10 protein-coding genes are annotated in these 13,254 nt (G+C 40.2%); 1 reads left to right on the plus strand and 9 read right to left on the minus strand.

The annotated features are described in order from the left end of the window. Positions 1-33: 33 nt before the first annotated feature. On the plus strand, positions 34-2,586 hold the full coding sequence (gene ponA / locus B9T28_RS02775) for a penicillin-binding protein PBP1a (RefSeq protein WP_086202415.1): 2,553 nt from the start codon (positions 34-36) through the stop codon (positions 2,584-2,586). 64 nt (positions 2,587-2,650) lie between these two features. Here ponA and B9T28_RS02780 read toward each other — a convergent pair whose 3' ends face one another. The 9 genes from B9T28_RS02780 to B9T28_RS02820 form a co-directional block, all read right to left on the minus strand. Then, positions 2,651-3,454 (minus strand): putative RNA methyltransferase, encoded by an 804-nt coding sequence (locus B9T28_RS02780; RefSeq protein ID WP_086202416.1) that lies wholly within the window; start codon positions 3,452-3,454, stop codon positions 2,651-2,653. 72 nt (positions 3,455-3,526) lie between these two features. Further along, a complete protein-coding gene (gene mraY / locus B9T28_RS02785; RefSeq protein WP_086202417.1) occupies positions 3,527-4,645 on the minus strand; it encodes a phospho-N-acetylmuramoyl-pentapeptide-transferase in 1,119 nt (372 codons plus the stop codon). Further along, positions 4,645-6,054 (minus strand): UDP-N-acetylmuramoyl-tripeptide--D-alanyl-D-alanine ligase, encoded by a 1,410-nt coding sequence (locus tag B9T28_RS02790; RefSeq protein ID WP_086202418.1) that lies wholly within the window; start codon positions 6,052-6,054, stop codon positions 4,645-4,647. Before B9T28_RS02790 ends, mraY begins: the two co-directional genes overlap by 1 nt. A 9-nt stretch (positions 6,055-6,063) precedes the next feature. Beyond that, positions 6,064-7,509: a UDP-N-acetylmuramoyl-L-alanyl-D-glutamate--2,6-diaminopimelate ligase gene (locus B9T28_RS02795; protein WP_252053440.1), complete on the minus strand. Its 1,446-nt coding sequence runs from the start codon at positions 7,507-7,509 to the stop codon at positions 6,064-6,066. A gap of 58 nt (positions 7,510-7,567) precedes the next feature. Then, positions 7,568-9,403, minus strand: a complete 1,836-nt coding sequence (gene ftsI / locus B9T28_RS02800) for a penicillin-binding protein PBP3 (RefSeq protein WP_086202420.1) — start codon at positions 9,401-9,403, stop codon at positions 7,568-7,570. 10 nt (positions 9,404-9,413) lie between these two features. Continuing rightward, positions 9,414-9,746: a cell division protein FtsL gene (gene ftsL / locus B9T28_RS02805; protein ID WP_086202421.1), complete on the minus strand. Its 333-nt coding sequence runs from the start codon at positions 9,744-9,746 to the stop codon at positions 9,414-9,416. Beyond that, positions 9,743-10,669, minus strand: coding sequence for a 16S rRNA (cytosine(1402)-N(4))-methyltransferase RsmH (gene rsmH, locus B9T28_RS02810; RefSeq protein WP_086202422.1), 927 nt, complete (start codon positions 10,667-10,669; stop codon positions 9,743-9,745). The genes ftsL and rsmH overlap by 4 nt, the downstream gene beginning before the upstream one ends. 176 nt (positions 10,670-10,845) lie before the next feature. After that, entirely contained in the window at positions 10,846-11,862 is a 1,017-nt protein-coding gene (locus tag B9T28_RS02815; protein ID WP_086202567.1) for a sulfate ABC transporter substrate-binding protein, read from the minus strand. A 237-nt stretch (positions 11,863-12,099) separates the two neighbouring features. Further along, a complete protein-coding gene (locus B9T28_RS02820) occupies positions 12,100-13,098 on the minus strand; it encodes a sulfate ABC transporter substrate-binding protein (protein ID WP_086202423.1) in 999 nt (332 codons plus the stop codon). Positions 13,099-13,254: the final 156 nt, after the last annotated feature.

Genomic DNA, 13,254 nt, shown 5'->3' on the forward strand with positions numbered 1-13,254 from the left:
TTTGCCATTAGCTCTTATTAAAACTTACTTGTTATGAAAAAGCTATCTCGTTTAGGTTATATTCATCCCTTTTTTTTGCTGATTATTATTACCTTAATCGCAATACCTATGGGCTTTTATGGCATGTATCTCTATATTGCCCCATCATTGCCAGAAATGAGCGCTTTGAAAAAAGCGCCATTACTAAAACCGTTGCAAGTTTATACTGCCGATAACCAACTGATTGCAGAATATGGTGGCAAACTTTCTGTGCCTGTCGAATATAAGCAAATTCCGCCAACGTTTATTCATGCTTTTTTAGCGGCCGAAGATTCTTCATTTTTTGAGCATAGTGGTATTAGTTTTAAAGGTCTAGGACGAGCAGTCAGTGAAAGTGTTACTGGCTCTAATGTGCAAACGGGTGGCTCAACCATCACCATGCAGGTCGCGAAAAACTATTATTTATCTTCAGAGCGAACTCTAAAACGCAAATTAACAGAAGTCTTTCTAGCACGTAAAATCGAACAAAACTTATCAAAAGAAGACATTTTAACGTTATACGTCAATAAAATTTTCTTAGGTAAAAATGCCTATGGCATCGCAGCAGCTGCAAAAATTTATTATGACCGCAATTTAGACCAACTCAGTACAGCGCAAATGGCGATGATTGCGGGTCTACCAAAAGCACCCTCAAAATATAACCCTGTCGTGAACCCTGAGCGTGCTTTAGAGCGTCGCAACTGGATTCTAGGTCGCATGTTACAACTCGGCTACATCAATCAACCAGAGTACCAAAAAGCTGTTGCTGAACCTGTTAGTTTAAATATGCCAGACAGAGGTATCAGCAATAAATACCCCTATGTCGGCGAAATGGTTCGCTCTGAACTGGTCGAAAAATTTGGTGAGCTTGCCGTTGATTCTGGATACAAAGTCTACACCACCATTGATAGCAAACGCCAAGCTTATGCCGAAGACTCTGTACAAAAAGGCTTAGAAGAATATGATCGTCGTCATGGTTGGCGTGGTGCTGAGGCGCATGATAAACCATTAAACCAGTTTATTGCCTATGCCAACACTTATCCAGCTGAAGTGATTAAAGTCAATAGCGACAGCTTTGACGCTTTAATGCAAGACGGCTCTAAAATAACAGTACCTTGGTCAGGAATGTCATGGGCTCGGCCTTATCGTAATGCCAATAGTGTCGGTGAAACACCCAAAAATGCTGCACAAATTGTAAAAGTGAAAGATATTGTCCGTCTGCGCCCAAATCCTGAAAAAACGGCATGGGCATTAGTGCAAATTCCTAAAGTCCAAGGTCAATTAATTGCAATGAATCCGAATGACGGCGCAATCATTGCTGTGGTCGGTGGATATAATTTTTACCAATCTAAATTTAACCGAGCACTACAAGGCTGGCGTCAACCTGGTTCAACCATTAAACCTTTCATTTACGCATTAGCGCTTGAAAGAGGTCTAACCCCTTATTCAATGGTAAATGATAGCCCTATCACGATTGGGAAATGGACACCAAAAAATTCAGATGGCCGCTATCTCGGCATGATTCCTCTGCGTCGCGCTTTATATTTATCTCGCAATACAGTTTCGGTGCGCTTATTACAAAGTGTCGGTATCGAACGTGCCCGTCAATTACTGATGGATTTCGGCCTGCAAGAAGACCAAATACCACGCAATTTCACCATTGCCTTAGGTACACCACAAGTTTTACCGGTACAAATGGCGACGGGTTATTCAACCATTGCCAATGGTGGTTATCGTATTCAACCGCATTTTATTACTCGTATTGAAGATGCCTATGGCAAAGTGATTTACGAAGCCAATCCTGAATATGCCTGTATCCCTTGTATTAATCAGAAAGATGATGCCATTGAACCTAAAAATGAAACGACGACACCTGATGATGAAGTCATTCAGCTAACCAATCAAACTGTTACAGATACAAAGTCTGCCCTGCTCTCTAAAGAAGAACAAAGTAAATACCGTCAAGCACAGCGTATTTTAAAATCACAATCGGCATTTGATATGGCCAATATTTTGCATGATGTTATTGTGCATGGTACTGGACGTGCAGCACTTAAAATCGGGCGTGATGATCTCGCGGGTAAAACAGGAACCACCAATGATGCCAAAGATGCTTGGTTTGCAGGTTTCAATGGCAAACTGGTTGCCATTACTTGGGTAGGGTTTGATCAGCCAACTACTTTAGGTCGTCGTGAATATGGTGGTATTGCAGCTTTACCTGTTTGGGTAAACTTCATGAGTAAATCACTTGAAGGCATGCCAGAAGCTTGGGTGCGTTTTGATGAAAATGCCAAAGCACCTATTTCCAGAGAACAACGAGGTCAACTTCAAGCCGAGTCTCAAAAAGATGATTATCGTGCTTCACCACCTTTAGCACGACCAATTTATCGCCCGGCACCTCTTACAGCACCTCGTAATACATCTAGTAATGATTTTGATGATTTACCTGATACTGAAAAAACCTTATCTCCATCCAATGGTGCACCACCAACGATGAATCAGAACAACTCAGCCTCTCACAAAGAGGCCAGAGATAGCTTAGAAAGCTTGATTAATCAAGTGGAATAAAAAGCTCACACAATAAGAAAGCCATCTTCTGATGGCTTTCTTATTGTGTCTTTATACATTGCAATTATTTTTTCTGAAAAATATAAATCTGAAAACTCGCCATTAAATTAAAGTGTGCTTGTTGCTCCAAAAGCAGACGTTTCTCAGGTTTAGCTTTATAAGCATAAGGCGTCATTGCAATTAAATTCTTTAATTGGATCTGATTCAGAATAAATTCGGAATCAACAACATCCTGATCAACCAACTCAAAATCATCTTGTAATTGCTCCACAAATTTATGTGGGGTATGCGGCTTAACTTCATCAAACAAAGCTTCACGCATTGCATACAGATGTTGTGGTGCAGGTGTGGCCACCAGTAAGTGCGCCTTAGACTTTAACACCCTTAGAATCTCTTGTTGCGGGATAGGACTAAATAAGCTACTGCAAAGATCAATAGAGTTATCCAGAACGGGTAAAATTGCACCCGTACCGACCACCCATGTCACAGCTTTATTCAGCTTGGCAGCTATTTGTACTGCATTTTTAGCAATATCGACACCAACACATTGTAAGACTTCTTGTTGCATCGCATTGGTGTAATACCCTTCACCACAACCAATGTCCAATAAATTTTCGATGCGTAAATCACGTATTTTTTGTATCACCGCCTGTTGTAATGGCGCATAAAAACCAGCACTTAAAAATTGACGGCGTGCCTCTACAGATTCCAGTGTATCACCTGGATTTTTACTGTGTTTATGCTGCACCACATGCAAATTCACATAACCTTGCTTTGCCACATCATAACTATGATTGTTTACGCAGCGCCACGTTCGATCCGTTAAGCTCAATGCCTCACGACATACCGGACACATCAACAAATTCATAGTATTCTCCAAGACCTATTGATTCGCTATAAAAAAAGCCGACACATGTCGACTTTTTTACATCACATTTTCTTAACGCAATTTTAAAGTCATTAGACCTAAAACTACCAGCATAATTGTAATAATCCAAAAACGAATCACCACTTGAGTTTCACGCCAGCCTTTTTTCTCGTAATGATGATGAAGCGGTGCCATTAAGAAGACACGCTTATTACGCATACGCAGTGAACCAATTTGTAGGAATACTGAAATAGCTTCCACTACAAAAACGCCACCCATAATCGCAAACACAATTTCTTGACGTACCATGACTGCAATTGTACCGAGCATCGCACCCAAAGATAATGCACCAACATCACCCATAAACACTTGAGCAGGATGCGCATTATACCAAAGGAATGCCAGACCAGCGCCAATCATGGCAGCACAAACAATCACCAACTCAGAGGTATATTTGACATAAGGAATATGCAAATACGTTGCAAAACGAATATCGCCCGCCAAATAAGCAAAGACACCTAAACCCGCAGCAACTAAGACGATTGGCATAATGGCTAAACCATCTAAACCATCCGTCAAGTTAACAGCATTGGATGCTCCGTTAATCACCAAATAGGTAAAGCAAATAAAACCAATACCTAAAGGAATCGCGGACAAAGGAATACTTAAATTTTTAAAGACCGGAATCAGTAAATCAAGCATATTCGCCGTATGCTCAGGATTTGGCTGTTGTGTTGCGATGATATATAACGCAATACCTGCACCTAAAGAACCGACTGAAGTCCAAAAAAATTTTTTGCGTGCGGGTAACCCTGCATTGTCTTTATAACGAACTTTAATCCAGTCATCTGCCCAGCCAACCGCACCAAAAATCACCATTACAGCAAGCACAATCCATACATAAGGATTAGATAAATCTGCCCATAATAGCGTACTCACCCCAATTGAAAGCAGGATTAAGATCCCCCCCATGGTCGGCGTACCCATTTTTTTAGCATGACTTTCTGGGGCAAATGAACTCACGGCCTGTCCATATTTCAAAGTCTGTAATTTACGAATCATGACTGGACCTAAAGCCCATCCAATTGCCAGAGCAGTTAAAACACTCAACAATGCACGTAAAGACAAGTATCGAACCACCTGAAAGGTGTTGTTATACCCTGCCAAATGTTCAAACAACCATAACAGCATTAAACTTTCTCCATCAAATCAGCCATCAACGTTTCCATATGGGTATAACGAGAACCTTTAAATAAGAAACTCATGGACTGTGGTTGATGTGTTGCAATTAAACTCATTAAAAGAGGCAAAGCTTGTTCTTGCGTGAGAAAAGCTTGTAATTTTTTCCCATATTGGGTGCTTCTAGCACCTTCTTGAATTGCAGGAGAAAACTCCCCCACCGCAACAACAAAATTAATGCCTTGAACAGAAACTAAATCTCGACCCAGCATATAATGCTGTTGTGCCGCCGTATGACCAAGTTCACCAATATCACCAATAACCATAACCTTAACCCCCGTTTGCTGAGCGAGAACTTCCGCAGCAGCACGCATTGAAGTCGGGTTGGCATTATAAGTATCATCAATAAAGACGTAATTGCCTTTTTGAATAAAGTTCAATCGACCTTTAGCACCTTGTGCATTTTCCAGCCCTTGCACAATATCATTCAAAGAGATACCAAGTGCTAAAGCAAATGCCGTTGCCGCCTCAGCATTCTGAACATTATGCAAACCGGCAAAAGGTAAATTGACGAAATGAGAGGCTTCAGGTGTATGTAAATTAAATCGCGTTGATTGAGCCAACAACTCAATATCTGTCACATAAACACCCCCCCCCCCTCCAAAGCTTAAAACTTTTTCGGTTTGAATGGCTTGTCGAATAGCATCGCTAAAATCATCCTGTGCAGGAATAATTGAAGTTCCCGTGGAGTCAACATGGGCATAAATTTCTGATTTAGCGCGACAAATGCCATCACGCCCACCAAACTCACCTAAATGTGCTGTGCCAATATTTAAAATGCCAGCGACATGTGGTTGCACTAAGTTTGAGGTATAGTCAATTTCACCTTGATGACTTGCTCCCAACTCCATGACAGCAAATCGATGCTCAGCACGAAGCTCGAGCAACATCATTGGAACACCTAAATCATTATTTAAATTACCACGTGTGATTAGAGTGGGAGCTAATCGAGAAAGAATACTTCCCAGCATTTCTTTGGTAGTGGTTTTGCCACTACTCCCCGTTAAAGCAATCACTTTCAATTGTGTGTTCTGTGCACGACGATAAGCACCTAAATAACCCAATGCTAAACGCGTATCGGCAACCACGAGTTGGCAAATATCGACATCAATAGGTCGACTGACAATCGCAATTTGACAGCCTTGACTCGCAACCTGCTGAATAAAATCATGTGCATCAAAGCGCTCACCTTTGAGTGCTAAAAATGCATCACCAAACTCAGCTTGGCGCGAGTCGGTCAAAATACGTTTAATTTCACCTTGTGGTGCTTGATCTAAATACCAATGACCTTGAGTCGCCTCAGCAAGTTGCTCTGCTGACCATGGCTCCAAAGGCACAGTACTGGTGGTCGAGGTATGCATCTCTTGTTCCTACTGCACGGGATAAGCTGAATGAGGTTGATGGTGCTGTGCATCTATGGCAGCTTGTACCTCAACCACATCGTCAAACCAATGGCGTACGCCATCAATTTCTTGATAGTTTTCATGCCCTTTACCAGCAATTACAACGATATCGCCAGATTGTGCATATTGGACTGCATATTTAATCGCTTCACGACGATCATGTATTTCATGCACATCGTGCTGACTAAAATCGATATCCCGCTTCATATCGTCAAAAATCTGTTTTGGATCTTCTGTACGTGGATTATCTGAAGTAATGATTATGGGATTAGCCTGCTCTAAAGCAGCTTTTGTCATCAGTGGTCGCTTGCCACGATCACGATTACCACCGCAACCAAATACTGCCCAAAGTTGATTTTCAACATGGCGTTTTAGCGTTTTTAGCACTTGCGTCAATGCATCTGGCGTATGTGCGTAATCGATAACAAATAAACGCTCCTGATCACGAATCACCTGCATCCGTCCTGGTGCACCTTGTAACTGAGGCACAGTTGCAATCAATTGCTCTAAGTCAAAGCCTGCTTGCTCCGCCACAATTAAACTCGCGACTAGATTTTCAATATTAAAATGACCCAGTAACGGACTTTGAACTTCAAATTCACCCTGAGCTGTTTTTAATCTAAATGTTGCACCATTTAAACTATATTGAATGCCAAAGACTTGATAATCGGCTGTCTGAGCAGTTGAATAGGTCAAAATCTTAGGATGGGCTGAATTACTGCTGGCCGCATCTAACATCACATGCGCATGTTCATCATCAATATTAATCACAGCGACTTTTAGAGATGGAAATTTAAATAAGCGAGACTTTGCCTCAGCATATACTTCAAGCGTCCCATGATAATCCAGATGATCACGGCTGAGATTACTGTAAGCTGCAATTTCAATGTCACAACCCTGTAATCGACCTTGCTCCAAACCATGTGAACTGGCTTCCAGTGCAGTAAATTCAGCACCTTTTTTAGCAAAATCATGTAATAAGTTTTGTAAATGTAAAGCATCCAATGTGGTATGTGACGATGCTTCTAAATGAGGTAAAATTCCATTACCCGTCGTCCCCATCACTGCACATTTTCGATCTCGCAAAGTAAGTAATTCAGCTACTAAACGAGTAATCGTAGTTTTACCATTAGTACCTGTCACCGCCAGCATTCGAGTCGCTGGTACCAGATCGGTCGCTTGTAAATAATGCTTTTGCCATTCACCCATCCGCTGACGAACGTCGGGACAGACTAAAACATGATTCAATGCTAACTCGGTTTCACTAACAATCCCCAAAGCACCTTGTTCTAGTGCAGACTGAGCAAATTGCAGTATTTTTTCTGGTTGAGAATAACTATTTAAAGCAATAAAAATTTGTCCTGCTTGGATATATCGACTATCTAAGCAAAAGCCCTGAAATGATTCAAACATCCAAGGCAGTGGGTTTTCTAGGTGAAAAATATCTTGAAAATGAATCACTACAATCTTCCTACTTGGATACATTTACCGTTTCGAGCGGTTTGTCTAAAGGAACGTTCATTAAACGCAATGATTCTTGCATAATTTTTGCAAATACGGGTGCGGCGACCAAACCACCATAGTATTGGCCACGCGGATTTTCCACTACCACAATAATGGCTAAACGCGGATCGCTAATCGGTGCAACACCTGCAAATAAAGCACGATATTCTGTATTCGAATAACCACGATGATCAGGCCGTAATTTATGGGCGGTACCGGTTTTACCACCGACACGATAACCTGGAATATTGGCTTGTTTCGCAGTACCACCTGGCATGGTCACTTGCTCTAACATCAACAAAACTTCATCTGCAATTTTAGGCGAAAGAACTTGTTCGCCTTTCGGTTGTTCTTGCAACTTATACAGACTGAGTGGATTCTTTACCCCATGATTCGCTAACATGGCATAACCTTGTGCCAGCTGTAGCATGGTGGCATTAATCCCATAACCATACGCCATGGTACCGACTTCGGAAACGTTCCATTTACTTGGGGGTAAAACCAGACCACCACTCTCACCGGGGAATTTCACCGCCGAGCGTTGCCCAAAACCAATACGCTTAAAGAAGGTTGGCAAGGTTGAATATGGCATCGATAAAGCTATTTTCGCAGAACCGACGTTAGAAGATTTAATGATGACACCCGTGACAGTCAGTGAGCCATAATTATGGGTATCTCGAATGGTATGATTACCAATACGCATTGACCCAGGACTGGTATTCACGATTGTATTTGGTGTGTATTTACCACTTTCCAGACCAGCGGAGATGGTGAACGGTTTCATGGTCGAACCAGGTTCAAACATATCAATCGCACCACGATTTCGCATAGCATCTTTATTTTGCAACCCATTCTTATCATTTGGATTGTAGGATGGCCAACTCGCCATCGCTAAGATTTCACCGGTTTTTACGTCAACGGCAATCGAAGAGGCAGAGCGTGCATTATTCGCCACACCAACCGCGGTTAATTCACGATACATAATATATTGCAAACGTGAATCTATACTGAGGGTGATATTCTCCCCCGTAGTCACTTCCTTCACCACTTCAGGAACTTTTACGCGGTTACCATGTTTATCACGAGAAATTTTTTGCTCACCATCCTCGCCTGCCAGTTGTTTGTTGAGCTGCATTTCCAGCCCTTCAATACCTGAGCCTTCACTATTGGTTAAACCAATAATTTGCGCATTCGGTTGCGGCTGCGGGTAATAACGCTTATAGGTTTTTTCAGCATATACGCCTGCAAACTTACGTTTGACAATTAAATCAGACTGCGGTGGTGGCACTTCTTTTTTCAAGACTAAATAACGTGAACGCGGACGATCATTTAATTTCTTTTTCAAATCAGCACGATCAATACCGACAGCATCTGCCAGTTCATCCAGATTTAAATTTTCATCGGGTAATTGACGTTTTAATTTACGGCTATGCGGTTCTTTTTTTAATGCTGCTGTTATTTTTTCAAATTCATGTTGGGTTTCAAAATATTCACGTGGATCAATCACCACTTTCATAATCGGTGTACTAATCGCCAAAGGTACGCCATGACGATCACTAATCACCCCACGCATTGCTTTAATTTTTTCACTTCTTAAAATATTGGCATTGGCTTTATTTTGCAGAAAGTCTTTATTTACAACCTGCACATAGAATGCACGCGCCACCAGTAGGACAAAGCACAGTAGCACTAGGCCCCACATCAAATAAAAACGCCACATCTCTACAGCAATAGTCGATTTTTCTGTAATTGACTGCTGTTTTTTTCGGGGTTGTCGTGTTGGTTTGGTTTGCTTATCTGCCATACAGCATGCCTTATTTCTTTTGCTCTGGTTCAGTGGGTAATGAAATGACAACTGTTTGTGCAGCTGGCGGGGAATACATTCTTAATTGCGTCACTGCACGTGTTCCAATTTGTGCAGTTGCACCAAAGGTTTGCTGTTCAATCAGCAGCCGCCCCCATTCCGCATTAATATCCTCACGTTCACGCATATAAGAATTTAAATCACGAAAATCATGGCGATATGCAAAAACTTGTAATACCACCATGAAGGCGCTGACCAAAGCGATCCCGACCAAAAAAGAATAAACTAGTGCTTTTTTGACCACTAATTTATTCTTTTTCTTTTCTATATTTTCTTCTTTCATTCTTCGCCTTTAGGTTCTAAGCGTTCAGCAACTCTCAACCACGCACTCCGTGAACGTGGATTTTCTTTAACCTCTGCCTCACTAGCACGAATACGATCCACTTTTTTCAGTCGACGCGTATCTTCTCTTTGTTGTGGCATTCCCCAACTGATATCTTCACCCAACGTTGACTCTTTTTGAATAAATTGCTTAATAATCCGATCTTCCAGCGAATGGAAACTAATCACAGCCAAACGTGCATTCGGCTTGAGCAAACCCACAGCTTGCGGTAAAAAAACATGCACATCATCCAGCTCTTTATTGATTTCAATGCGAATCGCTTGGAAAGTACGAGTCGCTGCATGTTTATTTTTTTCCCACTTCGGATGGGCAACTTTTACAATTTCAGCCAATTGCGCAGTGGTTTCTATATAACCTGCTTTTTTAATGGCTTTAGCAATACGACGACTATAACGCTCTTCGCCATATTGAAAAATCACATTAGCCAAATGCTCTTCATCCACATTCACCAACCATTCAGCTGCGGTCTGTCCTTGTGAATTGTCCATACGCATATCTAATGGCCCATCTTTCATAAAGCTAAAGCCACGTTCAGCCTGATCCAATTGTGGTGAGGAAACACCTAAATCTGCCATAACCCCATCAACTTGATAAATACCCAATTGATTCATTTCTTGTTGTAAATCTGCAAAACTGGCATGAATAATTTTAAATCTTGGATCTTCTTGTTCTAATTCCGCCGCAACTTCCAAGGCTTGAGGATCTTTATCAAATGCATAAACACGTGCATTTTCATCTAATTTTGAAAGCAATAAACGCGTATGTCCACCACGTCCAAATGTCCCATCAATATAAATTCCTGTATCGCGATCTGCAAGTAGCGCAGCAACAGTTTCATGTAGTAATACAGAAATATGAGACATAAGTTAAAATTCAGTTCAATCAAAAAATGTAACTGAGCATTATCACCCTGTTTGAGCAAAGCTCCAAATGACTTTTTGTAGGGAAATATTACTTTTCATAGAGAAAACCGTTTTATAGGTTTAAAAATTACTAAAAAAGCCTCTAAATAGAGGCTTTCTTAGTAATCAAATTCAAATTAACGCTTATCGTTATAAATTTGATCAAAAACACCACCATTCACAAAGTGTGTTTGTTGTGCCTTTGACCAACCACCAAACACTTCATCAATGGTAAAGGTTTTTAACTTGGGAAATTGTGCAGAATACTTTGCTAAAACTTGCGGATTACGCGGACGATAAAAATGTTTTGCCGCCATATCCTGACCTAAAGGCGAATATAGATAATTAATATAGCCTTTCGCTAACCACTGATTACCATTTTTATCTACTGTTTTATCGACAATAGCAACCGATGGTTCAGTTAAAATCGACATTGAAGGATAAACAATATCAAACTTATTACCTAAACTCTTCTTGCTAATCATCGCTTCATTTTCCCACGTCAACAACACATCACCAATGTCTCGTTCAGCAAAAGTAGTCATTGATGCACGAGCAGCTGGATCCATCACTTTAACGTTATGGTACATTTTAGATACGAACTCACGTGCTTTCGCATCATTTCCACCCGGCTGTTGTAGTGCATAGCCCCAAGCAGACAAATAAATCCAACGTGGCAAACCACCCGTTTTTGGATTTGGCGTAATAATTTGTACACCTGGTTTGGTTAAATCAGTCCAATCTTTAATTTGTTTAGGATTACCTTTACGAACCATAAACACAATCGTTGAGGTATAAGGTGCAGAGTTATAAGGAAATTCTTTTTGCCAACCTGGATTAATTTGACCTGATTTCGCAATTTCATCAATATCATTGGCTAAAGCTAAAGTGACCACATCAGCTTTTAGGCCATCGACAACAGCACGTGCTTGTTTACCTGAACCACCATGTGATTGTTTAAATTTAACATCAATTCCAGTACGCTGTTTCCAATAACTCCCAAATGACTTATTAAATTCGTCATAAAATTCACGTGTCGCATCATAAGATACGTTTAAAAATTCACGATCAGCCGCTTGCACAGAGCTTGTACTTAACACAAACCCTGAAACAAGCACTGCCGTACTTAATATTGCTTTAAAATTGATTTTCATTTCAGCACAAATATATGATTTTAATTGTGTTAAATATATGAAATCCATTCTCAAACATCAATTCAATAATTTTTATGCATGTCCTCTACTTGTCAGTAAAAACACCATAGTTCTTTGTTTAATTTACAAAAACGCAACCAATCCAGCTTATTTTCAATTTATACATTTTTATGCTTTATTTATGAAAAAAATGAATAATGAACCCTGTCTATTCTCGTCTTTGAACAGCCATAAAACTCATTTTTCAGCAGAAATTTGATCGTAAATTGCACCATCCACAAAATGGTTTTTTTGTGCTTTTGCCCAGCCACCAAAAACATCATTAATGGTAAAAAGCTTTATTTTCGGAAATTTAGCCGTATATTTAGCTGCAACTTGTGGGTTTCGCGGCCTAAAATTATACTTCGCTGCCAATTCTTGACCTACAGGTGAATATAAATAATTCAAATATCCTTTAGCCAGATTCCGATTGCCATCTTTATCTACCGTCTTATCTACAATTGCGACGGATGGCTCTGCAAGAATTGAAATCGAAGGATAAATGATTTGATATTTATCTTTGTCGGGGCCTTGAGTGGCCAATAATGCTTCATTTTCCCAAGACAATAAAACATCGCCAATATTACGCTCTGCAAATGTGGTTAAAGAACCGCGAGCACCTGAATCTAAAACTTTGACATTTTTATATAACTTTTTGACTAATTCTCGTGCCTTAGCATCCGTACCGCCATTTTGCTTTAATGCATATCCCCACGCAGAGAGATAAATCCAACGCGGAGCACCTCCTGTTTTAGGATTGGGCGTAATAATTTCTACCCCATTTTTAGTCAAATCATTCCAATCTTTAATATTTTTAGGATTTCCCTTACGAACAAGAAAAACGATCGTCGATGTATAAGGAGCTGAATGATTTAGAAACTCTTTTTGCCAATTTGGATTAATTAAGCCAGCACTGACGATTTCATCGATATCATTGGCCAATGCCAATGTCACAACATCGGCCTGTAAACCATCGATGACAGAACGAGCTTGCTTACCTGAACCACCATGCGATTGCTTAAACTCAATCTCTTGCCCCGTTCGCTTTTTCCAAAACTCACCAAAGCTTTTATTATATTCTTGATAAAACTCACGGGTTGGATCATAGGAAACGTTTAAAAACTCTTTTGCAGCATAACTATTTACGCTTCCAAACCCCACCAGACCAATAAGAGCAACTAAAATATTTTTGTTCATTATCATTCACTATTCTTTAATAACTGAAATGCACTTTAATTTTATTTTTTTAAATACTCAATCTTATCGATATAACAATAAAATGTTATAAAATCATTGTTTTAGATATTCATATATCGTCAATATTTAGCAATAAATTGACTAAAAAAAAGAGTA

This window comes from Acinetobacter silvestris, assembly GCF_002135235.1.
In the GTDB taxonomy this organism is placed as follows: domain Bacteria; phylum Pseudomonadota; class Gammaproteobacteria; order Pseudomonadales; family Moraxellaceae; genus Acinetobacter; species Acinetobacter silvestris.

Coding starts and splice junctions, on each gene's coding strand:
- ponA (WP_086202415.1), top strand. CDS start 34: ATGAAAAAGCTATCTCGTTTAGGTTATATTCATCCCTTTTTTTTGCTG.
- B9T28_RS02780 (WP_086202416.1), bottom strand. CDS start 3,454: ATGAATTTGTTGATGTGTCCGGTATGTCGTGAGGCATTGAGCTTAACG.
- mraY (WP_086202417.1), bottom strand. CDS start 4,645: ATGCTGTTATGGTTGTTTGAACATTTGGCAGGGTATAACAACACCTTT.
- B9T28_RS02790 (WP_086202418.1), bottom strand. CDS start 6,054: ATGCATACCTCGACCACCAGTACTGTGCCTTTGGAGCCATGGTCAGCA.
- B9T28_RS02795 (WP_252053440.1), bottom strand. CDS start 7,509: ATGTTTGAATCATTTCAGGGCTTTTGCTTAGATAGTCGATATATCCAA.
- ftsI (WP_086202420.1), bottom strand. CDS start 9,403: ATGGCAGATAAGCAAACCAAACCAACACGACAACCCCGAAAAAAACAG.
- ftsL (WP_086202421.1), bottom strand. CDS start 9,746: ATGAAAGAAGAAAATATAGAAAAGAAAAAGAATAAATTAGTGGTCAAA.
- rsmH (WP_086202422.1), bottom strand. CDS start 10,669: ATGTCTCATATTTCTGTATTACTACATGAAACTGTTGCTGCGCTACTT.
- B9T28_RS02815 (WP_086202567.1), bottom strand. CDS start 11,862: ATGAAAATCAATTTTAAAGCAATATTAAGTACGGCAGTGCTTGTTTCA.
- B9T28_RS02820 (WP_086202423.1), bottom strand. CDS start 13,098: ATGAACAAAAATATTTTAGTTGCTCTTATTGGTCTGGTGGGGTTTGGA.